Source organism: Natronosalvus sp. KLKA75, from assembly GCF_059736265.1.
In genome coordinates this window covers 368,004-389,902 of record NZ_CM185522.1, presented here as the reverse complement: position 1 = coordinate 389,902, position 21,899 = coordinate 368,004, and the positions used below count along the sequence as shown (strand labels likewise).

The 21,899-nt window shown below is 65.6% G+C and carries 22 protein-coding genes and 1 tRNA gene; 14 read left to right on the top strand and 9 right to left on the bottom strand.

The genetic code is table 11. From position 1 onward, the window contains the following. Positions 1-66 precede the first annotated feature (66 nt). Positions 67-867, top strand: coding sequence for a 5'/3'-nucleotidase SurE (gene surE / locus AC6I65_RS01960; RefSeq protein ID WP_497902421.1), 801 nt, complete (start codon positions 67-69; stop codon positions 865-867). Positions 868-959: 92 nt separating this feature from the next. Here surE and samp2 read toward each other — a convergent pair whose 3' ends face one another. Next, positions 960-1,184, bottom strand: a complete 225-nt coding sequence (gene samp2, locus AC6I65_RS01955) for a ubiquitin-like small modifier protein SAMP2 (protein ID WP_497902420.1) — start codon at positions 1,182-1,184, stop codon at positions 960-962. 61 nt (positions 1,185-1,245) lie between these two features. Beyond that, positions 1,246-2,337, bottom strand: coding sequence for a bactofilin family protein (locus AC6I65_RS01950; protein WP_497902419.1), 1,092 nt, complete (start codon positions 2,335-2,337; stop codon positions 1,246-1,248). Between the two features lie 220 nt (positions 2,338-2,557). Here AC6I65_RS01950 and AC6I65_RS01945 point away from each other — a divergent pair, with 220 nt between their 5' ends. The 3 genes from AC6I65_RS01945 to AC6I65_RS01935 all read left to right on the top strand — a co-directional run bounded on the left by AC6I65_RS01945 (position 2,558) and on the right by AC6I65_RS01935 (position 4,924). Next, positions 2,558-3,574 carry a replication factor C small subunit gene (locus AC6I65_RS01945; RefSeq protein ID WP_497902418.1) on the top strand — a complete coding sequence of 339 codons (1,017 nt, stop codon included), beginning with the start codon at positions 2,558-2,560 and terminating at the stop codon, positions 3,572-3,574. A 192-nt stretch (positions 3,575-3,766) separates the two neighbouring features. Beyond that, entirely contained in the window at positions 3,767-4,294 is a 528-nt protein-coding gene (locus AC6I65_RS01940; RefSeq protein ID WP_497902417.1) for a hypothetical protein, read from the top strand. A 138-nt stretch (positions 4,295-4,432) separates the two neighbouring features. Next, entirely contained in the window at positions 4,433-4,924 is a 492-nt protein-coding gene (locus AC6I65_RS01935) for a hypothetical protein (RefSeq protein ID WP_497902416.1), read from the top strand. Here the strand turns inward: AC6I65_RS01935 and AC6I65_RS01930 are convergent, their stop codons facing one another. The 3 genes from AC6I65_RS01930 to AC6I65_RS01920 all read right to left on the bottom strand — a co-directional run bounded on the left by AC6I65_RS01930 (position 4,925) and on the right by AC6I65_RS01920 (position 9,035). Further along, complete coding sequence (locus tag AC6I65_RS01930) at positions 4,925-7,507, bottom strand: GAF domain-containing protein (protein WP_497902415.1); 2,583 nt, start codon at positions 7,505-7,507, stop codon at positions 4,925-4,927. It lies immediately after the preceding gene. A 137-nt stretch (positions 7,508-7,644) separates the two neighbouring features. Next, a complete protein-coding gene (locus AC6I65_RS01925; RefSeq protein WP_497902414.1) occupies positions 7,645-8,382 on the bottom strand; it encodes a hypothetical protein in 738 nt (245 codons plus the stop codon). Continuing rightward, the gene (locus AC6I65_RS01920) at positions 8,379-9,035 is read right to left on the bottom strand and encodes a hypothetical protein (RefSeq protein WP_497902413.1); all 657 of its coding nucleotides are present in this window, start codon (positions 9,033-9,035) and stop codon (positions 8,379-8,381) included. The genes AC6I65_RS01925 and AC6I65_RS01920 overlap by 4 nt, the downstream gene beginning before the upstream one ends. A gap of 342 nt (positions 9,036-9,377) precedes the next feature. On the opposite strand from AC6I65_RS01920, the gene alaS reads away from it, so the two are divergent. Continuing rightward, the gene (alaS, locus tag AC6I65_RS01915) at positions 9,378-12,149 is read left to right on the top strand and encodes an alanine--tRNA ligase (RefSeq protein ID WP_497902412.1); all 2,772 of its coding nucleotides are present in this window, start codon (positions 9,378-9,380) and stop codon (positions 12,147-12,149) included. A 107-nt stretch (positions 12,150-12,256) separates the two neighbouring features. Then, complete coding sequence (locus AC6I65_RS01910; RefSeq protein WP_497902411.1) at positions 12,257-12,916, top strand: helix-turn-helix domain-containing protein; 660 nt, start codon at positions 12,257-12,259, stop codon at positions 12,914-12,916. Between the two features lie 42 nt (positions 12,917-12,958). Here the strand turns inward: AC6I65_RS01910 and AC6I65_RS01905 are convergent, their stop codons facing one another. Then, positions 12,959-13,348 (bottom strand): hypothetical protein, encoded by a 390-nt coding sequence (locus AC6I65_RS01905; RefSeq protein ID WP_425494450.1) that lies wholly within the window; start codon positions 13,346-13,348, stop codon positions 12,959-12,961. A gap of 70 nt (positions 13,349-13,418) precedes the next feature. Here AC6I65_RS01905 and AC6I65_RS01900 point away from each other — a divergent pair, with 70 nt between their 5' ends. Continuing rightward, positions 13,419-14,555, top strand: a complete 1,137-nt coding sequence (locus AC6I65_RS01900) for a tRNA (guanine(26)-N(2))-dimethyltransferase (protein WP_497902410.1) — start codon at positions 13,419-13,421, stop codon at positions 14,553-14,555. A 36-nt stretch (positions 14,556-14,591) separates the two neighbouring features. Here AC6I65_RS01900 and AC6I65_RS01895 read toward each other — a convergent pair whose 3' ends face one another. Beyond that, a complete protein-coding gene (locus AC6I65_RS01895) occupies positions 14,592-14,849 on the bottom strand; it encodes a hypothetical protein (RefSeq protein WP_497902409.1) in 258 nt (85 codons plus the stop codon). 127 nt (positions 14,850-14,976) lie between these two features. Here AC6I65_RS01895 and AC6I65_RS01890 point away from each other — a divergent pair, with 127 nt between their 5' ends. Continuing rightward, positions 14,977-16,290 carry a YihY/virulence factor BrkB family protein gene (locus AC6I65_RS01890; protein ID WP_497902408.1) on the top strand — a complete coding sequence of 438 codons (1,314 nt, stop codon included), beginning with the start codon at positions 14,977-14,979 and terminating at the stop codon, positions 16,288-16,290. A gap of 118 nt (positions 16,291-16,408) precedes the next feature. Here the strand turns inward: AC6I65_RS01890 and glnA are convergent, their stop codons facing one another. Then, positions 16,409-17,764, bottom strand: coding sequence for a type I glutamate--ammonia ligase (gene glnA, locus AC6I65_RS01885; protein ID WP_497903145.1), 1,356 nt, complete (start codon positions 17,762-17,764; stop codon positions 16,409-16,411). 125 nt (positions 17,765-17,889) lie between these two features. Here glnA and lrp point away from each other — a divergent pair, with 125 nt between their 5' ends. Then, entirely contained in the window at positions 17,890-18,348 is a 459-nt protein-coding gene (lrp, locus tag AC6I65_RS01880; protein ID WP_497902407.1) for an HTH-type transcriptional regulator Lrp, read from the top strand. A gap of 12 nt (positions 18,349-18,360) precedes the next feature. Here lrp and AC6I65_RS01875 read toward each other — a convergent pair whose 3' ends face one another. Continuing rightward, positions 18,361-19,206, bottom strand: a complete 846-nt coding sequence (locus tag AC6I65_RS01875; protein ID WP_497902406.1) for a hypothetical protein — start codon at positions 19,204-19,206, stop codon at positions 18,361-18,363. A gap of 189 nt (positions 19,207-19,395) precedes the next feature. On the opposite strand from AC6I65_RS01875, the gene AC6I65_RS01870 reads away from it, so the two are divergent. The 5 genes from AC6I65_RS01870 (at position 19,396) to AC6I65_RS01850 (ending at position 21,858) form a co-directional block, all read left to right on the top strand. Beyond that, positions 19,396-19,776, top strand: coding sequence for a Rid family detoxifying hydrolase (locus AC6I65_RS01870; protein ID WP_497902405.1), 381 nt, complete (start codon positions 19,396-19,398; stop codon positions 19,774-19,776). 25 nt (positions 19,777-19,801) lie between these two features. Continuing rightward, the gene (locus tag AC6I65_RS01865) at positions 19,802-20,041 is read left to right on the top strand and encodes a DUF7981 family protein (RefSeq protein WP_497903144.1); all 240 of its coding nucleotides are present in this window, start codon (positions 19,802-19,804) and stop codon (positions 20,039-20,041) included. Between the two features lie 56 nt (positions 20,042-20,097). After that, a tRNA-Ser gene (locus tag AC6I65_RS01860) sits at positions 20,098-20,179 on the top strand. Positions 20,180-20,519: 340 nt separating this feature from the next. Beyond that, a complete protein-coding gene (locus AC6I65_RS01855; protein ID WP_497902404.1) occupies positions 20,520-21,302 on the top strand; it encodes an SAM-dependent methyltransferase in 783 nt (260 codons plus the stop codon). Between the two features lie 253 nt (positions 21,303-21,555). After that, positions 21,556-21,858 carry a hypothetical protein gene (locus AC6I65_RS01850; protein WP_497902403.1) on the top strand — a complete coding sequence of 101 codons (303 nt, stop codon included), beginning with the start codon at positions 21,556-21,558 and terminating at the stop codon, positions 21,856-21,858. Positions 21,859-21,899: the final 41 nt, after the last annotated feature.

The window sequence follows — 21,899 nt, the reverse complement described above, 5'->3', positions numbered from 1 at the left end:
ACGAAACCGACGGCCGTATCCGACGGCTAACGAAAGCTGATAGTCGTGGCGAGCGAAGGATCGTTCATGTCCGCCCGACCGGCCGTATTGCTGACGAACGACGACGGGATCGACGCGACGGGAATCCGGGCGCTCTACGACGCCCTCGAGCCAGTCGCGGACGTGACGGTGGTCGCACCCGCCACCGACCGGAGCGGCATGTCCAGGAGCGACTCCAATGCATTCACCGTCGAGGAGCGAGCGGAGGGCTACGCCGTCGACGGAACCCCGGTCGACTGCGTCCACTTCGCCCGGGGCAAACTCGAGCGAGAGTTCGACGTCGTCGTCTCCGGCTGTAACGACAGCCCCAACCTCGGCGCGCACAAGATCGAGCGCTCGGGGACGGTCTGTGCGGCCATCGAGGCCGGCTTCCTCGGCCTGCCGGGGATCGCCCTCTCGCTGTACGATTCCGTGACGGGGAGCCGCGAGTTCGGGCGGGACGAGTACGCCGACGCCGAGCGGATTACCCGGTACCTGGTCCGGGAAACCCTCGAGCTCGGCGATCGGCGGCCGTTCGACTACCTCAACGTCAACGTGCCCGCCGGCGAGTCCGACCCGCGGATCAGGATCACGGAGCCGACCTACCACTTCGACGTGCGGATCGACGAGCGACCGGACGGCACCTACCGCGCCTGGGATCACTTCTACGACCCATTGGATCCCAGCGTGGACGTCGATCTGACCGATCCCGTCGGCACTGACCGACGGGCCGTCGCCGACGGCGAGGTGTCGATCACGCCGCTGTTCGTCGACCACCGGACGCCCGAACTCGACGTGCTCGAGTCGCTGGCGAGCGGCTACTCGAGCGACGGTGAGGGGCGTCGCTAGGCGATTCGATCGATCGCCTGATCCTCGCAAGAAATGCTATAGAAAGTATAGTGATACAGCAAGAGACCGAGCTCTCGAGCCAGTGATCCAAGCTACCCGCCCTTGATCAACCGCAGGACGGTCATCCTCTCGGCGTCGATCGGCTGATCCTCGGGCACCGGACGACCGTCGACCAGGACGCTCACCTCGTGAGGGCTGAGGTCCACGGCGGCGAGGGCGTCGGCGTAGGTGGGGACGTCGCCGTCGTACTCGAGGGCCGCGAACTCGAGTTCTCTCGTCTCCTCGCCTTTGACGTCGACGGTTACGCGGTCGGGCATTCGTGTTCGGCTCGAGGTTGCCGTCGGGAGCACTTGAGCGCGTCGCTCGCGGTCTACACGTTCACGCGGCAGCGTCGCCGGATTCCGGGCGACCGGCGTCGGTGGCCGACTGTCTGACCCGGCGGCGGTGAGCGAGCAGCCCCCCGACGAGCGCCCCGAGGCCGAGGAGCGTGATCAGCAGGTTCAGGAACCAGCCGACGAACGGCACCAGCCCAACGAGGGCGCCGGCGACCAGGCCGACCACCAGTGCGAGCCAGCGGTTGTAGACGTCCGCGAACGAGAGCGCCCACGCGGCGACGGCGAATCGGCCGTAGACCACCCCGACCCAGACGAGGAAGACGAACGCCAGCGCCCCCACGAGCGAGAGCGGGATGCCGATTACGGTCAGCGCGATGGCGACCAGGAGGATGGGGATGCCGATCAGCACGACCGCACCCACCAGCCCCGTTCGAACCGGATTCGACGCGACTCGAGCGGCGACTCCGTCCGAAAACCGGGGGAAGAGCATCAACAGGACCGCCCCTAGCAGCAGGTTCGCCGCGAGCGCGTAAGCGGCTGCGATCCACGAGGCCAGGGGGAGGACCACGGGGGCTAGATCGACGCCGAGGCTCGAGTCCTGGGTGATCTCACCCGCGACGGCGCCGGTGTTGCCTTGCAGGTCACCGTCGTACCGAAGGTTCCCCTTGATTGCCGCCGACTCTCCGAGAGTGATCGTTTCGGCGCCGATCGTCGCGTCGCCCGCGATCGTCCCGTCGATGGTTACCGTCCCGGCACCGGCCTCGAGCGCGCCGTCGACGGTACCGCCCTCGCCGACCTCGAGGGTTCCGGCGGCGGCCGCGACGTCGCCGGCGACGCGGCCGTCGATCTGGACCGTCCCGCCGACGGCGTTGACGTCCCCGCGAACCTCGCCGCCCTCGGCAACGATCACGTTTCCGGAGACAGCGTTCACGTCGCCGGTGACGGTTCCCTCGACGATCACGTTCCCCGAGACGGCATTGACCTCGTCGACGGTTTCGTCCTCACTGACGACGATGTTGCCGCCGACGCCGGTTCCCGACTGTGCCAGCGCCACGCCAGGAACGAGCGCGAGGACGAGCAGCGTCGCGACGGCGATTACGACGAGACGAGTCGAGAATTGTGATTCTGTTGACATTCTACCAGTGAATAGTACGCCGTGCTCGACGATAAAACGCCACGGTGGGGTTCGCCGGGGGCGGAACCGATGGGCGCCACCGTGGCCTTCGCCTTCGAGTGACGTGGTCCGTCGGTGGCACGATAAAGTCGGTGGCGCGGCCACGTCGGTAGTACAATTACGCTGATGGCACGAACGCCGCTTCGGTCGTTTTATTGCCGGCGCTCCCCTCGTCGGGGACATGAGCGAAGACGAGTCCGAGCCGTCGCCTGGCGACGCCGAGTCGACCGGCCAAGCGGAGTCGGTCGCCGGGCGAACCGAGGTCTGGATCGAGAAGTACCGGCCCGAGACGTTAGACGAGATCAAGGGCCACGAGAACATCGTCCCCAGACTGGTGAGCTACGTCGAGCAGAACGACCTCCCCAACCTCATGTTCTCGGGGCCCGCCGGCACCGGCAAGACCACCGCAGCACAGGCCGTCGCCCGCGAACTCTACGGCGAGGACTGGCGAGAGAATTTCCTCGAGCTGAACGCCTCCGACGAGCGCGGCATCGACGTCGTCAGGGACCGAATCAAGAACTTCGCACGCTCGAGTTTCGGCGGCCACAACTACCGCATCATCTTTCTGGACGAGGCCGACGCGCTGACGAGCGACGCCCAGTCCGCCCTGCGCCGGACCATGGAGCAGTTCTCCCACAACACGCGCTTCATCCTCTCGTGTAACTACTCGAGCCAGATCATCGATCCGATCCAGTCTCGCTGCGCCGTCTTCCGGTTCACGGAACTCTCCGACGACGCCGTCGAGGCACAGGTGCGCGAGATCGCCGACGCCGAGGGCATCGAAGTGACCGACGATGGCGTCGACGCGCTCGTCTACGCCGCCGCGGGCGACATGCGCAAGGCGATCAATGGCCTGCAGGCCGCAGCCGTCATGGGCGACGCCGTCGACGAGGAGGGCGTCTTCGCGATCACCGCGACCGCCCGCCCCGAGGAGGTCGAGGAGATGGTCGAGAAGGCCATCGCGGGCGACTTCACGGCGGCCAGGGCGACCCTCGACTCGCTGCTCACCGACCGCGGGCTGGCCGGCGGCGACGTGATCGACCAGCTCCACCGGTCGGCCTGGGAGTTCGACCTCGAGGAACTCGCTACGGTTCGCTTACTCGAGCGTCTGGGCGAAGTGGACTACCGGATCACAGAGGGGGCGAACGAGCGGCTACAACTCGAGGCGATGTTGGCGTCGCTGGCGCTCGAGGAGTGATTACCGTTCCCCGGAACATCTTCGTCGGAACCGACCTGCTCAGCGGAGGGAAGTTCAGGACGATGCTCTCGACGATCCGTGGGTGAACGCCGTATCGACTGTCGGACTCGGTCGCTGGTCGGATGCGGGAGACGAACGGCGAATTCGATTCGTGGATAAATTAACGAGAGGTGCTACCCCGCCATTTTGTGCGTGAGTGAGGAGAAAGTACTTGAATATACAATTTCGAGTGAGCGTATGGATCGTAGACAGGTACTGGCAGTCTGTTGCAGCGGCGCATTAACGCCGGTCGTCGGTTGTCTCGATCGGGATACCAGTACCGCCAGCGACGATCCTCAAGAGACGGATACTAACACAGTGGGTGCTCTCGAGAGCGACCAGATGAGAGCAGTGTACGCGCTTCTCGTTACTGAGGCCCCATCTGAAACAGACGTTACACAATCGACGCACGAAGCAATCGCAGACGATCCGGTGCTGGACGAGATCCTCTCACGGTCAGTGGAGTCAGAGAGAGACTTTCCAACCGAAAAGCGAGCGAGCGGGGAGTACGAAGTCGTGACGATCGATACCGATGAGATGGACCGAGAGAAACTGTACGACGTCGTTGTCTCTCTCGAGAGACTTCCCACGTACGACGAGGATTCGACAGAACACCCGTTGGGAAGGTACGTCGAGCACGAAGGTCAGCTACTCGTGTTCGGGTACGGGGTCGACGATTAGGTCCGTTCCCGGAATCCCGAATATCGGAGCGGCCAGTGCTGGCGTCGCTGGCGCTCGAGGAAACGTTCGTGAGGAGAGCGAACGAGAACGAGGAAACGCCACGAAACGATTTTGTCGACGACAGTTCTCGTTTCGAGCATGATGGTCGATCCCGGCGCCGCAATCGTCGGCCTCGTCGGCGTCGGCTGTCTCGCCCTCGCCCTGGCGAGCCTGCGCCACGGCAGCTGGATCCGTCGCGCGTACAGGACGGATCCCGCGGACGACGGGGGCGCTCGAGCGAACGCGCTCGTGATGAGCGTCGTCGGAGCGTCGATGCTCGCGCTCGCGGTCGCGATCGACCTCGAGCTATCCGAACGCGTCGTCGGAACCACTGTGGTCCTCGGGACGAGCGCGCTCTGTATCGGGCTGGGGTGGGCAGTCCGGCGCTACGACCGCCGAGACCTGCTGACGACGCCAAACGTCGATCGCGAAACCGGAAAGCGACTCGGAACCGCCGCGATGCTCTGTGGCGTGTTGGTCCTCCCACTCGCGGGGGCCATCTGGCTCGAGGTTGGTGCCGGACTCGTGGTTCTGCTGGTTACAGGCGCGGGTCTCGCGTCGTTGCTGTCGATCGGGATTGCCTACCGATAACTACGCCGATGGGTCACCGCCGTCGGCCGGTGGCTCGAGGTCGGGGTGGCGGTGGTCGGTACCGCCAGTGGACTCGGGAACCGGTTCCGACGCAGCGTCCTTGGGCGACCCTTCCCGGAACTCGAATCGCGCACCACCCGCGTCGCTCTCGGTAACCTCGACGGTCCAACCGTGCGCCCGGGCGATTTGATCGACGATGTTCAGTCCGAACCCGGTGCCGCCACTGGTGGTCGTATATCCGGTTTCGAACACGGACTGGCGCTCGTCCGACGGAATGCCGACGCCGTCGTCGGCGACGAAGAAGCCGTCCTCGAGGGCACCGACGGTGATGGTCAGGTCGCTCGCGTCGCCGTTTCGATCCCTGCCGGATTCGCTCGAGCCGTGTTCCACCGAATTTCGAAACAGGTTCTCGAGCGCTTCCCGAAGTCGCGCCCGGTCGGCCTCGAGCGGCTGGTTCTCGCCGAGTTGCAGCGTCGCCCCGGCGGTGTCGACTGCCGACCAGGCCTCCGTCGCGACGGCGTGGATCTCGAGGGGTTCGGTGTCGTCGATCACGTCGCCGCGTCGCGAGAGCGTGAGCAGGCGTTCGATGAGTTCGTCCATCCGATCGAGTGCGTCGTCGATTTCCCCGAGATGAGACTGATCGCCAGTCTCGTCGAGCAACTCGAGGTAGCCCTGGGCGACGTTGAGCGGGTTCCGGAGGTCGTGGCTGACGATGCTGGCGAACTCGTCCAAGCGCTCGTTCTTCGCCGTGAGCGCGCGTTCGTGGCGCTTCTGGTCGGTGATGTCAGTGTAGATGGCGTACCCCTCGACGCTTCGTTCGCCGGCGGTGAGGGGGACGACGTTGACCAGGAAGTCCCGAACGTCGGTCGCGGTTCGCCGCCGCGTGACCACGCGCAGGGTTTCGCCGGCGAACAGCGCCTCGTTGAGCCGACGTGCTTCGTCCTCGTACCCCGGCGGGATGATGTAGTCGTCGACGTCCTCGTGCAGAACAGTCTCGGTGTCGAATCCGAAGACCTCCTCGAATCGGTCGTTGACCGCCCGAACGGTCGGTTCGCCGTCCGAGAGGTAATACTGGACGGCGGGGTCGGGGACGTTGTCGAACAGCGCCGAGAGTCGATCCCGTTCCTCGACGAGGCTGGCTTCGGCCCGCGCCCTGCCGATGGCTTCGGTCACGTGCGCACACAGGAGTTCCGCCAGTTCGAGGTCGACGTCGTTGAAGGCGTGTGATTGCTCGGAGACTGCCTGGAAGACGCCGTACTCCCCGAGGGGCACGGTCATAGCCGACTTGAATCGTTCCAGGCCCTCGATTTCCGGGTCCTCGATCACGACTTCGTCGATGATCGACGGCTCACCCTGTTGGTAGGTCTCACCGACGATTCCGTGGTCGAGGGGCACCCTCCTGGCCAATCGCTCGTCCATCGTGTCCGAGTAGGCCTCGGGGACGAGTTCCTCGGACTCGAGGTCCGCCGAGAGGAAGACGCAGATGTCGAGTTCGAGCACCGTCTCCGTCGTCTCGAGCGCGCGCTCGTAGACCGTCGCCTCGTCGGTCGAGCCGACGATTTTGGTCGTCCCCTCGTGGAGCCTGGTCAGGCGCTCGCGCCGTTCGCGCATCGTCTCCGCGACGCGGAGGCGACTGAGCGTCTGGGCGACGTACGTCACGAGCAACTCGGCGAACTCGAGGTCCGATTCGTCGTAGGCGCGTTCCTCGGTCGAGATTGCCTGAAAGACGCCGAACTCCTCGATCGGGACGCTGATCGCCGATCGGTAGCCGTCCTCGTGCGGACGGGCGTCGGGGTGATCCGCCACCTCCTCGAGCAGGAACGAGCGTTGTTCCCGGTATGTCTTGCCGAGGATTCCCTCCGAGAGATCGTGGGCTCGCGAGATGTCGTCGAACTCGTCCGAGCCGGCGCGAATCACCAGTTTCGTCTCGCCGTCTCGCTCTTCGGCGAGCGAGATCGACGACGCGTCGAATCCGAGGATGTCTTCGGCCGACTCGATGGCGAGGTCGAGGAGACGTTCCTCGGAGCGACACGCGACGAGGCGAGTCGTCATCTGGTGGAGGCGAGCGACCTTCGGGCGGTCGTCATTTTCGTCCGACGTGGCGGTCGCCGTCGATTGTCGCGGCTGCCGTCCGCACTGCCAGGCAATCTCGTCGGCCAGGTGAACCGCCGAGTCGTCGGTCCGGCGAACGAACCCGTCGACGCCCTCGAAGGCGCGGATCGAGGTGGAATCGACGTGCGAGTCGGTGGTGAGGTCGTGGTTGGGATCGGCGTCGGGCTCGTGGTCTGGATCGGCAACAGAGGCACGGTCGGGATTACCGTAATAGATGAGCGGCGTTCCAGTACAGGCAACGGCGACGGCTTCGATCGGCGGCGCGTCACCGGTCGCGTCCTCCTCGAAGACGACGCAGTCCGCAGCGGCGACGCGCTCGTCGATGGCCTCGATCGAGTCGACGCACTCGACGGACGACCGCGGGGCCACCCGCTCGAGTTCGCGTTCGAGTTCGAGAACGCCTTCGGACCTGGTCGTATCGGCCGACGGCCCGGCATCGGGAGCAGTTACGTAGAGGACGGTATCGGTCATAGCTGGTGAGGCGGAACGCTGGAAACGACGCTCGAGTTACCGTAGAATGGGCGATATCTAACATATATCTGTGGGTTGTTCAGTGCCGGAATTCTTCGGAGCCATCCAGGTGAGTTCAGTCGAGACCGCGCTCGCCGTCAGACCGACTCGCGCGAGCGGGCGCGATCCGCCGACAGCGACCACGCCCACCGTACCCAGTAGAACCCGAGGATCGCGGCGGTGACGAACCAGAGGCCGCCGAACGGGGCGTACCACTCGAGCACGTACGCCGGCGCGACGGCGACGAACCGACCGACGCCCACGGCCGCCACGATCGCGAGCGACGTGACGAACAGGAGTCGATCACTATCGGTGTCGACCTCGCTCGAGCGCCACACCTGAACCGAGCCGAGTTGCCGAACGTCGACGGACACGAGCGCGACGGCGGCCGCGCTCGCGCCGACGGTCAACGCGAGCGCGACGGCGGCCGCGCTCGCGCCGACGGTCAACGCGAGCGCGACGTCCAGGTCGAGGACGTACCCGCCGGCGAGGAGGTCCCCGATGGTCACCGGTACGAGCGGCAGCGTGAACGAGAGCGCCGGGCCACCGTTCCAGGCCGCGTAACAGAACGGAATCAGCAGGATCGTCGGGGTGACGAGCGCGATGGCGATCATTCTGACGGAATCGAAGCCGACCGTCAGCGAGTCGAGGACGACGTCGTCGATCCTCACGTGTCCACCGAAGTAGCCGATCAAAAACAGTGCGAGGAGGCCACACAGGTACACCCCCACGGCGACCGTCCGCCGGCGCTCGAGGCCGATCCAGGGGTGGTCCAGGAGCTCGAGGACGGTGCCGGGTGTCGCTCGCTCGGGGAGGGAGGGGACGTCGGTACTCACGAGTCCTCCACGATGAGCGTCGTGCGTCCGTCGTGATCCGGGCCGGATTCGTTGGTCAGATCGATCGTCCCGGGGGAGACCCGCCAGCCAGCGGCGTCGAAGATCGCCTCGATGGTCTCTCGTCCCCGCCGGTAGGAGGCGATGCCGTGTTTTGGGCGGGCGCCGGTATCCTCGTGAGCCTGCATCGAGACGACGTTCTCGAACGACCAGCACCGGACGTGGCGCCGACCGCTGGCCCCCCAGTAGGTTTGAGCGGCGGTCGCCTGCTGGCGGACGTACGAGTCGGTCGTTCGATCCCAGCCGAATCGCGTGTATTCCACCGGATTTCGGACCCAGCCCTCCTCGTCCAGAACGGTCATGACGCGCTCGAGGCCCGCCTCACCGTCCGCAGCGGGTATCAGCACGACGTTGAACGGCGCCGTGGGGACGAACCCGTCGCGCGTCGGTGCATAGTGGTAGCGGCCGACAGGCGTCTCGTTCTCGGTAGTGATTTCCGTGCCGATCCAGTCGGCGGCGGCCGCGGGCGGTTCAGCGCCCTCGACCGTGCCGTGGAGTGCGGTCGAGTGCGGGGGTGTCGGGAGGAGGGCGATGCCAGTGGCCGTGCCGAGACCGGTCAGGCCGATTTTCCGCAGCAGGGATCGTCGCGACGTCATCGTCGATACTCGACCTCGTTTGCTATTGCAGCCGTAGCCGTGGCTGAGACTGCGACCGTAGCCACAGCCGTGGCCGCGACCGTCGTCGACGGACGGAGGAGGGTCGGCCCGTCGCGTCCTCGAGAGGGCCGTCGCCCGAGTCGAGATACATATTCGATCTCTAATATTATAACGGAAAATACAACTGAGAGTACTTATTTATTTCGTGATCTGTTCGTCCCGCAATAGTCGATTCGAGCGACACGCGGGTCGGACAGATGGGCGTTCCAGGCGCCCAGAGAATGAGCCGTGAGACCCGTTGCGCAACTGTTTTACCGCCTGCACGGCCAGTATGAGGTACGAATGAGTGAACTGGAGGAGGAGTACCGACTCGAGTATTTCGAGGAGGAGGGGTTCGAGCGAAAGGAGTGTCCCTCCTGTGGGGCACATTTCTGGACGCGCGATCACGATCGCCAGACCTGCGGGGAACCGCCCTGTGAGCAATACGACTTCATCGACGAACCGGGGTTCGCCGAGGAGTACACCCTCGAGGAGATGCGCGAGGCGTTCCTCTCGTTCTTCGAGGACCACGACCACGAGCGCATCGATCCGTACCCGGTAGCGGCCAATCGCTGGCGCGACGACGTCCTGTTGACCCAGGCGTCGATCTACGACTTCCAGCCGCTGGTCACCTCGGGGAAGACGCCGCCGCCGGCGAACCCGCTGACCGTCAGCCAGCCCTGCATCCGGATGCAGGACATCGACAACGTGGGCAAGACGGGCCGGCACACGATGGCCTTCGAGATGATGGCCCACCACGCGTTCAACGTCCGCGAGGACGCCGAGGAGGAGTACGCCTACGAGGGCGAGGTCTACTGGAAGGACCGCACCGTCGAACTCTGTGACGAACTGCTCGACTCCCTGGGCGCGGACATCACCGACGTCACCTACATCGAGGACCCGTGGGTCGGCGGCGGCAACGCCGGGCCCGCCATCGAGGTCATCTACAAGGGCCTCGAGCTGGCCACGCTGGTCTTCATGTGCATGGAGCAGGACCCCGACGGCGAGTACGAACTCAAGGACGGGAACACCTACTCCTTCATGGATACCTACATCGTCGACACGGGCTACGGCCTCGAGCGCTGGACCTGGATGAGCCAGGGGACGGCGACGGTCTACGAAGCGATCTACCCCGAGATGATCGACTTCCTGAAGGACAACGCGGGCCTCGAGTACACCGACGAAGAAGCCGACCTCGTCGCCCGGGCGGCGCGGCTCTCGGGCCAGCTCGACATCGACGACGTCGACGACGTCGAGGCCGCCCGCGGTGACATTGCCGACGAACTCGGCGTCGACGTCGGCGACCTCCGCGACCTCGTCGAGCCCCTCGAGCGAATCTACGCCATCGCCGACCACTGCCGGACCCTCGCGTACATGTTCGGCGACGGCATCGTCCCCTCGAACGTCGGCACGGGCTACCTCGCGCGGATGGTGCTCCGGCGAACGAAGCGGCTGTGCGATACGGTCGGCGTCGATGCGCCCCTCGACGAACTCGTCGACATGCAGGCCGAACGCCTGGGGTACGAGAACCGCGACACCGTCCGGGATATCGTCCGCACCGAGGTCGAGAAGTACCGCGAGACGCTCGAGCGCGGCGGCCGGCGGGTCGAAGCCCTCGCTGCGGAGTACGCGAAGAAAGGCGAGTCGATCCCCCTCGAGGAACTGATCGAACTCTACGACAGCCACGGCATCCAGCCCGACATGGTCGAGGAGATTGCCGCCGACGCCGGCGCCGACGTGGACGTGCCCGACGACTTCTACAGTCTCGTCGCCGACCGCCACGACACGACGACGGTCGAGGAAGTCACCGAGGAGGGCGACGAGCGATTCGCCGACCTCCCCGAGACGGAGAAACTGTACTACGACGACCAGCAGCGAACCCAGTTCGAGGCGGTCGTCCTCGACGTGTTCGACCGCGAGGAGGGCTTCGACGTCGTGCTCGACCAGACGATGTTCTACCCCGAGGGTGGCGGCCAGCCCGCGGATCGGGGCACGCTCTCGAGCGAGGAGAAGACCGTCGACGTGCTCGACGTCCAGATCGATGACGGCGTCGTCACCCACCGGACCGACGAGGATCCGGGGAAGGGCGAGTTCGTCAAGGGGCAACTCGACGCCCCCCGTCGGCGCCAGTTGATGCGCCACCACACGGCGACCCACATCGTCATGCACGCCGCCCGACAGGTGCTGGGCGAGCACGTCCGCCAGGCGGGCGCCCAGAAGGGCGTCGAGTCCTCGCGGGTCGACATCCGTCACTACAACCGGATCTCCCGGGAGGCCGTCAAACGCATCGAGCGCGTCGCCAACGGCATGGTGATGGACAACGTCTCCGTCGACCAGGAGTGGCCCCACCGGCACGAGGCCGAGGCCGAACACGGCTTCGACCTCTACCAGGGCGGGATTCCGCCGGGAACGAACATCCGACTCATCCACGTCGCCGAGGACGTCCAGGCCTGCGGCGGCACCCACGTCGCCCGCACGGGCGACATCGGCGCGATCAAGATCCTGACCACCGAGCGCGTCCAGGACGGCGTCGAGCGACTCGTCTTCGCCGCCGGCGACGCGGCCGTCAAGTCCACTCAGCGGACCGAGGACGCCCTCTACGGGGCCGCCGAGGCCCTCGACGTCTCCCCCGAGAACGTCCCGGATACTGCCGAGCGCTTCTTCGAGGAGTGGAAGGCTCGCGGCAAGGAGATCGAAGCCCTGAAAGAACAGCTCGCGAGCGCCCGCGCCAGCGGTGGTGGCGGCGGCGAGGAGGTCGAGGTCGGCGAGACGACCGCCGTCGTCCAGCGGATCGACGCTGACATGGACGAACTCCGGGCGACGGCCAACGCCCTCGCGGACGAGGGCAAGATCGCCGTCATCGGCTCCGGCGAGAGCGGCGCACAGTTCGTCGTCGCGGTCCCCGACGGCGCCGACGTCAACGCCGGCGAGGTCGTCGGCGAACTCGCCTCGCGAGTCGGCGGTGGCGGCGGCGGCCCGGCCGACTTCGCCCAGGGTGGCGGACCGAACGTCGACGCCCTCGACGAGGCGCTCGAGGACGCGCCCGACGTGCTTCGACAGGTACTGGACGCCTGAGTCGGGCTCGACGACCGTCCCTGCGATTCCCGACGGGGCTGTCCCCGCGATTGCCGTCCCAGGGAGGCCAGGGGTTTTTAGCGCCGCTCGTCCCATGACCGACGACGATGGCGCTATTCGCGGAGTTTTCCGTCCCAACAGAGGCGTTCGCCCTCCACGAGACGCTCGAGGCCGAGTCGAGCGCCGTCGTCGAAATCGAGCGCGTCGCCGCCACTGAGGAACTCATCACGCCGTACTTCCGGGTCAGCGGCGTCGATCTTGGCGCCTTCGAGGCCGCCGCCGCGGACGACCCGTCGGTCCGGGGACTCACGCGAATCGATCGGTTCCGGGAAGCGACCCTGTACCGGGCCGACCTGGTCCGGGACGTCGATGCAATCGTCTACGCGTACACGTCGACGGACGCGACGATTCTCGAGGCCTCGGCCCAGCACGACCGCTGGGAGCTTCGGATGCGGTTTCCCGACGGCGACGCCCTCTCGCAGTTCAGCGCCTACTGCGAGGACCGGGGGATCCCGTTCGAGCTCACGCGGCTGTACGACCGGGCCAACCCCCAGTCTAGGGCGAAGTTCGGTGTCACGGCCAAGCAACACGAGGCGCTGTTGACGGCGTGGAAACGCGGGTACTTCTCCTCGCCAGAGGTCACGCTCGAGGACGTCGCGAGCGAGATGGACATCACGCCACAGGCGCTCTCGAATCGGTTGCGACGTGGCTACGAGTCGCTGATCGAGCACACGATTGCGGTGACGGGGCCCGATGAGGGCGAGTAACGACGTTTACGCCTCGAATCGGTCGTTTCGCTCACCCGGTGTCTACAGAAACTCACGCACGTCCGAGTACCACATGTCGTGGTAGTCGACGTGGCCGACGCGACGCCCGATCGAGACGGCCAGGACGTGCCAGCACAGCGCCGTGGGGTCCTCAGGATCGAGGTTGAACTCGCTGTCCTTACAGGTACAGCCGCCGTCCTCAACGACGTACTCGTCCTCGTAGCCCACGACGACGGTGAAATCCCGGTAGACCTTGACCCGCCCCTCCGCGACGGCCTCGATGGCGCGCACCCCGCGGTCGCCGTGCAGGCGGGAGATGCGCTCGACGATCGAGGGGGAGAGTTCGCCGGCCTCCTCGAGGTCGGCCTGCCAGCGCTCGACGGGATCGGCGTTCGACTCGGGCACGTCCGGTACTCTCTGTCGGACCGTCATATCGGTTTGGGTGTCCGGGCGGGAACGTGGAAATCACACCGCTTTTCGCCCCCCGCCGCCGAGAACGGGTATGCGCGTGACGGAGGGTGGCGTCGAGTTCGAGGTTCCCGGCGAACAGACCGAAGGCGTCGAGGAGTCGGTGTTCTACAACCCCCGCCAGGAGCTGAATCGGGACCTGACGATAGCGACGCTGCGAGCGTTTCGCGAACGCCAGCCACGGGCCCGACGCTACCTGGACGCGATGACCGCCAGCGGCGTCCGCGGCCTCCGGGCGGCCGTCGACGGCTGGGACGTCACCTGCTGTGATCGCGAGCCGGACGCCGTGGCCCTCGCGAGCGAGAACCTCGAGCGCGCCGGCTTCGAACTCGGGGTCGACGCCGAGGTCGTCCATCGGAACGTCAACGCCCTGATGCACGACGCCGTGTTCGACGTGATCGACCTCGACCCCTACGGGACGCCGATGCCCTTTTCCGACGCGGCATTCGCCCGGTGTCGCCACCTCGTCTGCGTCACCGCGACCGACACCGCGCCGCTGTGTGGCGCCCACTTCAGGAGCGGGATTCGCTCCTACGGCGCCGTGCCGCGAAATACCGAGTACCACACCGAAATGGGCGTCCGGACCCTGCTCTCGGGGCTCGCCCGGAGCGCCGCCCGGTTCGACGTCGGCGTCACCCCACTCCTCACGCACGCGACCAGCCACTACGTCCGCACGTTCCTCGAACTCGACCGAAAGCCGACCGCCGCGGACGCCAGCCTCGAGGAGCTGGGCTTTCTGGTTCACTGTGAGGACTGCCTGTACCGCGAGTACGCGTTCGGGCTGGCGCCCTCGGCCGACCTACCGCTCGATACGTGCCCCAACTGCGACGGCGCCCGGCTGCTGGCGGCCGGCCCGCTCTGGCTCGGCCCCGTTCGCGATCGCGAGTTCGTCGCCGACGTTCGCGACCGAATCCCGGACGAGTTCGGGACCGCCGAGACGGGACGAGCGCTCCTCGAGGCGCTCGAGGCCGAACTCGACGAACCGACCTACTACGACCAGCACAAGCTCTGCAAGAACTGGGGATTGCCCGCCAACGCGATGGCCGACTTCCTGGCCGACCTCGAGGCGGTGGGGTACGCGACCTCGAAGACCCACTACGGCGGGACGACGTTCAAGACAGATGCTCACGTGGGCGAGATTCTCGAGGCGACGAGGGCGAACCTGGAGTGAGCGTCGGGCCTCCCGATTCGCAGCCGCGCGTGGTCGTCAGGGCTCGAGATTCTCATCCCCGTCTCCGTCCCCGTTCGCGTTCGCGTCTCCGTCTGCATCCACATCTGCGTACAGCCGAACGAGCCCACACTCCGGACAGCACACCGCCTCGAGTTTCGTCGTCGTCTCGAGACCGAGTTTGCCGAGCACGCCGTCGTGCTTGCCGCCGTCGATCCGGAGCCCGTAGCCGCTTCCGGTCCAGACCGTCGTCTCCTCCATCGTCACGGCACAGTCGGGACATCGACGCTGGATCATGTCGCTTCCTTTTGGAGTTCGAACGATAGGTCTGGTGGATACCAACGGTGAATCGACCGCTCGAAAGGCAGTAGGTTACGGCCCACTCGTCCGCAGGGCTATTACCCTCGCTGCAGAAGACACACCCGTGATCGACCGTCGCCGCACGATTCAGCTCACCTATCGCATCCTCTCGCTCGCACGGGCCGAACAACTGACGCTGCTGTCGGCAGCCGTCGCGTTCTACGCCTTCCTCTCCCTCGTGCCGCTGTCGCTGCTGTCCCTCGGCGTGGCAGCGTCCATCGGCGGCGAGCCGCTGGCAACCCGGGTGGCCGCAGTCTCAGAAGACATACTAACGCCTACCGCCCGGCAGATCCTCGCGGAGACGCTCCTCGACGAAACGGGTCGACAGGGGGCGACGGCCATCGGCGCCGTCGGCCTCATCTGGGGCGCCAGTCGCGTCCTTCACGGCCTCGACCAGATGTTCTCGGCCGTTTACGGCACCGTGCGATCGTCCTCGCTACTGAACACCCTCTGGGACTCGATGATCGTCCTGCTGGCCGCCACGCTCGGCTTCAGCGCGGTCACCGTCCTCGAGTTCGCCGTCGAGTTCGTTCCCGGGTTCTCCGTCGGTGCCCTCACGACGGTGTTCGTCCTGATCAGCCTCCTCGCGGCGTTCTTCCCCATGTACGTCGTCTTCCCGGACGTCCCGGTGAGCCTCCGGGAAGCCGCACCGGGGGCGATCATCGCCACGGTCGGCTGGTTCGCGCTCGGGCAGGTGTTCTCGCTCTACACCGCGTTCGTGGGCGGGTACAGCGTCTACGGCGTCCTCGGCGCCGTCTTGCTCGTGCTCATCTGGCTCTACGTCGGCGCCGCAATCGTCGTCTTCGGCGTCGTGGTCAATGCCGTCCTCGCCGGAATTGACGTGGATCGGCAGCTACAAAGTCACGGGCCACGACAGGTATCCACAGAAGCGATGTCCGAGGACGCCACTGGAGCCGACGAGCGAGACGGGCCAGCACGGGGGGCGAGCGAGCCGCAGTCACGATCACGCTCACGACAGCGCGAGGGGTCCAGAACCCGCGACCGAGCGGACGATCCCGCCGCTCTCCGCGAGGAACTCCGCCAGCTCGAGGATCGGCTCGAGTCCTTCGAGACTTCCGTCGAGGACCGAACCGTCAGGCGCCAGTCCCTCGAGGCCGACCTCAAGCGGTACGTCCGTCGCCGCGTTCGCCGGGGGCACGCCCACGGCTGGGGGCCATACCTCGTCTTGCTGTACGGCACCGCGATGACCCTGGGCGCGTTCTACTTCCTCGAGGGGCCGTGGGCCGTCCTTGCGATGCTCGTCGTCTGGACGTCGACGCTCGGCGTCTACGTGCTGATGGTGCTGTTCGGCGCCGGCATCTCCGCGCTCGGTCTTCCAGGACGGCTCCGTAATCGGGTCTCGGAGTGGCGCTCCTAAGCGAAGACGGCTCGAGGAGGAACCGATGGACGACCGTGCGCTCCTCTTGTCGGCACCAACCGACAGCATGAAGAAGAACGAAACCAGCGAGCGACGTGGGCGGTGATCCGGTGAAGCGCTAGAACGTCTCGAGATACCGATCGAGTTCCCACTCGGAGACGTCGACCAGGTACTCCTGGAACTCCTGGCGCTTCGCCTCGACGAACTTCGGGCCGACGTGCTCGCCGAGAGCGTCGTAGATGACCTCGTCGTCCTCGAGGGCGTCGACCGCCTCGCCGAGGTTCGTCGGCAGCGTCTCGATGCCGTACTCTTCGCGTTTCTTCCCGTCGAACTCGTAGATGTTCTCCCGGACTGGGTCGGGCGCCTCGAGGTCCTTCTCGATACCATCGAGACCCGCGTGGATCATGACCGCCAGCGCGAGGTAGGGGTTACACGAGGGGTCGGGCGAGCGCAGTTCGATACGAGAGGCCGCCGGCACGCGAGCGGCCGGCCTGCGGATGAGCGCCGAGCGGTTGCGGTCGGACCAGGCCACGTAGACGGGCGCCTCGTAGCCGGGCACCAGTCGCTTGTAGCTGTTGACGATCGGGTTCGCAATGGCCGTGATCGCCGGGGCGTGCTCGAGGACGCCCGCGAGGAACGACTTCGCCGTACTCGAGAGGTTGAACTCGTCGTCGCCGTCGTGGAACGCATTCTCGCCGTCCTCGGTGAACAGCGAGATGTGCGTGTGCATCCCGGAGCCGTTGATCCGCGGGATCGGCTTCGGCATGAACGTCGCGTGGTAGCCGTGCTGGGCCGCGATGGCGCGCACGACCGTCCGGAAGGTGCCGACGTTGTCGGCAGTGGTGAGCGCGTCGTCGTACTCGAAGTTGATCTCGTGTTGTCCCTCGGCGACCTCGTGGTGGCTCGCCTCGACCTCGAAGCCCATGTTCTCGAGGCCGTAGATGATGTCCCGGCGGACGTCGCTCGCGAGGTCCTTCGGCGCGAGGTCGAAGTAGCCGCCAGCATCGTTGGTCTCGGTCGTCGCGCCACCCTCCTCGTCCTCCTCGAACAGGAAGAACTCGGGTTCGGGCGCGGCGTTGATCGAGTAGCCGAGGTCCTGGGCGCGGTCGATCGCCTGCTTCAGAATATAGCGCGGGTCGCCCTCGAAGGGCTCGCCGGTAGAGGTGTTGTAGACGTCACAGATCATCCGGGCCGAGGCGCTCTCGCCGCTCTGTCTCCACGGGAGGATGGCGAACGTGTCCGGGTCGGGCACGAGGCGCATGTCCGACTCCTGGATCCGCACGAAGCCTTCGATCGAGGAGCCGTCGAAGTAGATTCCCTCGGTGAACGCCTTCTCGGCCTGGCGGGCCGGGACGGCGACGTTTTTGACGACGCCGAGGATGTCGGTGAACTGGAGCCGGAGGAAATCGACGCCTTTCTCCTCGATTTCGTCCAGCACCGCCTGTTCGGTCGGGGTGATGTTTCCGCTTGTCATCTTCTCATCGTCCTCCTCAACGATGTCCACTACTAAAATCCTGCTGTTGTGAGCAAATCTCCCGTCTCTCGATCGAAAGTGGATATTCGTAAAGTTCTAATGGTGGGAGTGAGTTGGTAGACGTGATGACGTACGAAAATCTCGACGCAAAGTTAGTGAATGCACTTCTGGGCGACGGCCGGGCGAGCCTCCGGAGCCTCGCCGAGGACCTCGACGTCTCCGTGACCACCATCTCGAACCACCTCTCTGCCCTCGAGGACGACGGCGTTATTCACGGCTACACCCCGAAGATCGACTACGATGCCCTCGACTACGACGTTACGGCCGTCATCCAACTGAAAGTCGAGGGGAACGCCCTCCCCGACATCACCGAGACGCTCAAGGAGCACAAGCAGATGATCTCCGTCTACGAGGTCACCGGCGACTACGACGTCATCGCCGTCGGCAAGTTCACCGACACCGACGGGATGAACGACCAGATCAAGGCCCTCCTCACCGATCCCGACATCAAGGAGTCGAACACGAGCGTCGTCCTCAACGCCGTCTCCGAGAACGAGCAGTTCGAACTCGAGATCGACGAGTAGCGCCTCGAGGCGCTACCGCGAGTCGCGCTCTCGCGCCTCGATCACGTATTCTATCGTCAGAAACTGTCGACCGAAGAGCCACATCTCGTGGCTGGCGTGCAGTCGGTCGTGGCCGCCGCCCGCGACCGGCCAGACGCGAAACCGCTGCTCCATCGGCAGGCGAACCGCTCCAAGCGGCGTCACCAGAAAGAGGCCGCCGTCACCCGGGCCCCGGGTGGTGAAAGTCACCCCGTCCTCGCCGGACTCGAGCGAACACTGCTCCGGCCGGAGCACCGTCGAGAGGTTACTCCCCGGCAGGGGAACGGCGACGTTCGCGTACGTGACGCCCGCTCGCTCGTGGGTCGCGTAGATCGCGACGAACACCGCCTCGCCGGAGTCGGGATCGGTTCGCGTCCAGACGCGGGCATCGCGCGGGTCCGCCGACGTCGGAACCCGTGCCAGTCGACTCTCGAGGCGACGCGTCCGCCCGTCGCTCCGTCCGGGGAGGTTGAGCTGCTCCAGGCGAGCGGTCGCGAACGAGGCGAGCCACGCGCCGAGGCGGAAGCCGCGGTGCCAGCGCGTTTCGTAGGCGAGGTCGTAGTCGCTCGTCCGTTCGTAGAATCGACGGACATCGGTGTGGACGTCGTCAGGATCGAACGCAACGACTCGGCCGGACTCGAGGTCGGTTCCTGGACGCTCGTAGACGTCGAAATCCTCGAGTTCGCCTGCGACCGGGTCGGCCTCGAGTCCGTTCCGGGCTGCCCAGTCGGGGCCGATGTAGCGGCCACCGAACTGCGGCGAGAACGGCCGGTCGGCGACGAAACGCACTCGAACGACGCGCCAGCAGACGACGAGAGCGAAGGCGAGCGTAAAGAGCACGACGGCGGCGAGGAACCAGCGCGGCCGTGACCGTGATCGCGAGCGTGAGCAAGCACCGCCATGACGCCACCTCGAGGGTCCCATCGGTGAGCCATCGGGTCGCGGGCGGCTTATACTGTCGGCCTCGTTCGCGAACCCCGCCCGGACGTTTCGCCGGTTTTTAAGTCACCCTGTCGAGTTGCCTCGCACATGAAGCGCATCATCAGCACGGACGACGCGCCAGCGGCCGTCGGCGCCTACAGCCAGGGAACGACCGACGACTCGATCGTCTTCACTGCGGGCCAGATTCCGCTCACGCCCGATGGCGACCTGCTCGACGACGAGCCGATCGACGTCCAGACCGAGCAGGCCCTCGACAACGTCGAGGCCGTCCTCGAGGAAGCGGGCGCAAGCATGAGCGACGTGCTCAAGATGACCGTCCTCCTCGACGACATCGAGGAGTTCGAGGCGATGAACGAGGTCTACGCGAGCTACTTCGACGACGAGCCGCCGGCCCGGAGCGCCTTCGAGGTCGCGAACCTGCCGAAGGGCGTCGGGATCGAGATTGAAGCAATCGCCAGCCTCGAGTAGTGGAGTCGTGGTCGGAGCCGTAAACGTGGACGCCCGCCTGAAATCCGCCGTCCTCTGGGGTGCCGTCGGCGCGATGACGTTCCTCGTGCTCGTCCAGGGGTACGCCCTCGCCGTCGAGCCGCTGGTGTCACTGACTCGAGCGGGACTGGTCGCACTAGTGGTCGGCATCGGGACTGCGACGGCGGCGTACCGACTCGAGCCTCGCGTGGCACGGTGGGCGACGGGACGGGCCGGTGACGACGGCGTGGACGGGAAACGGAAGTGACGCCCGTCGTCTCCTTACGTAACAGTTAAACGACCCACCCGGCTATGCTCGAGTGAGCCAGGATGGCCGAACGGTAAGGCGCACGCCTGGAAAGCGTGTTCCCTTTCGGGATTCAGGGTTCAAATCCCTGTCCTGGCGTTTCTCGCGTCACAACCCCCGCGAGCGGCGCGTAGCGACGCGAGCGATCGTGACGCGAGAAACACAAACGAAGGGATTTGAATCAGGGAGGTCGCGCACAGCAAGCGAAGCGAGCGAGCACGTCCGACCGTGGTTCAAATCCCTGTCCTGGCGTCTATTGCCTCGGGTAGGCGTTCCAGGGGAGTCGGACTCGCGCCCTTCATGCTGCTCGAGGTGGAATCGATTGCGTCAAGCCTTACCGCCTCGAGCGCGTCTGCCAGGACATGACCAACTATCGCGCCCACCGTCCGGCGTTCGGACGCGCGGCGAACAGAGGAGTCGAGACTCGAGGTGGGGATTGATGGGACGAGGGAAAGACGACTACTACAATCGCGCAAAACAGCAGGGGTATCGCTCGAGAGCGGCATACAAGCTCAAGCAACTCGACGACCTCGAGTCGCTGATCGAGGGCGGCGACACGGTCGTCGACCTCGGCGCGGCCCCCGGTGGCTGGCTCCAGGTGGCCGCCGAGAAGGTCGGCCCCCGCGGGCGGGTGATCGGCGTCGACCTCCAGCGAATCAAGGATCTCGAGGATCCCGAACTCGCCGACCGCACGGAGACGCTCCGAGGGGACATGACCCAGGAGAAGACCCTGAAGCGGGTCCTCGACGCCGCGGACGGCCCCGTCGACTGCGTCGTCTCGGACATGGCGCCGAACATGTCCGGGGAGTACTCGCTAGACCAGGCGCGCTCGCTTCACCTCGCCCGAATGGCCTTCGAGACGGCCCTCGAGTTGCTCGACACGGGTGGTGACTTCGCGGTGAAGGTGTTCGAGGGGGCGGACGTGGACGCCCTCCGGGCGGACATCGAGGACGAGTTCCAGTACGTCAGAGCGACCAGTCCCGACGCTTCGCGGCAATCCTCCTCCGAAATCTACCTCCTCGCCAAGGGACGCCTGACCGCCCCGATCGAGGTGGGCGAGGAACTCGAGGTCGAGATAATCGACACGGGGTCGGAGGGCGACGGTATCGCCTCGGTGGAGGGCTACCGCCTGTTCGTCGCCGACGTCGAAGAGGGAGAGACGGTCCGGGTTCGCGTCGAGGACGTGAAGCCGAACTTCGGGTTCGCGGAACTGCTCGAGTAGACCCGTTTTAACCTATTCGAGAAAATAGCCCTGCTACCGTACTAAGTTATTTAATGACGGCGACATAACCAATTCCATGGGTCGGCCTGCACTTCTATTTGTCGTGACCATAGTTGCTTTTTTGGGATGTCTTGCCGGTGTTTCTCCGACGAACGGCGGGTCCGATCTGTCGGACGAAGTTTGCTATACCGACGACACGAAGGGAGATCCAACACCGACGTATTGTCTGGTTGAAGAAAAACCGCCGGACCTGTTGGTCGAGAACCGACACGATCGCGAGCACGACGTGACCGTCCAGGTTATCGAGAACTCGAGCGTGACCTACGCTGAGAATATTTCGATCGCCGCCTCCTCAGATCGACCTGCCCGACACGTTTTGCAGGACGTGATACAGTCACCTGGCGAATACACGATTCGAGGAACCGTCGATTCCGAAACGAGTGATGAGTACGTCGAATCGCTCGATAAAAGGTACGTGGAAACGGCCGATGAGCAGTGGGTCATCAGAATCACCGAAGACGGCGACGTAGTGGTCGATCGGATTCATTCACAGTGACGTTCTCCGACTCTATTGTTCGAGGAAATCTCCAGGAACGA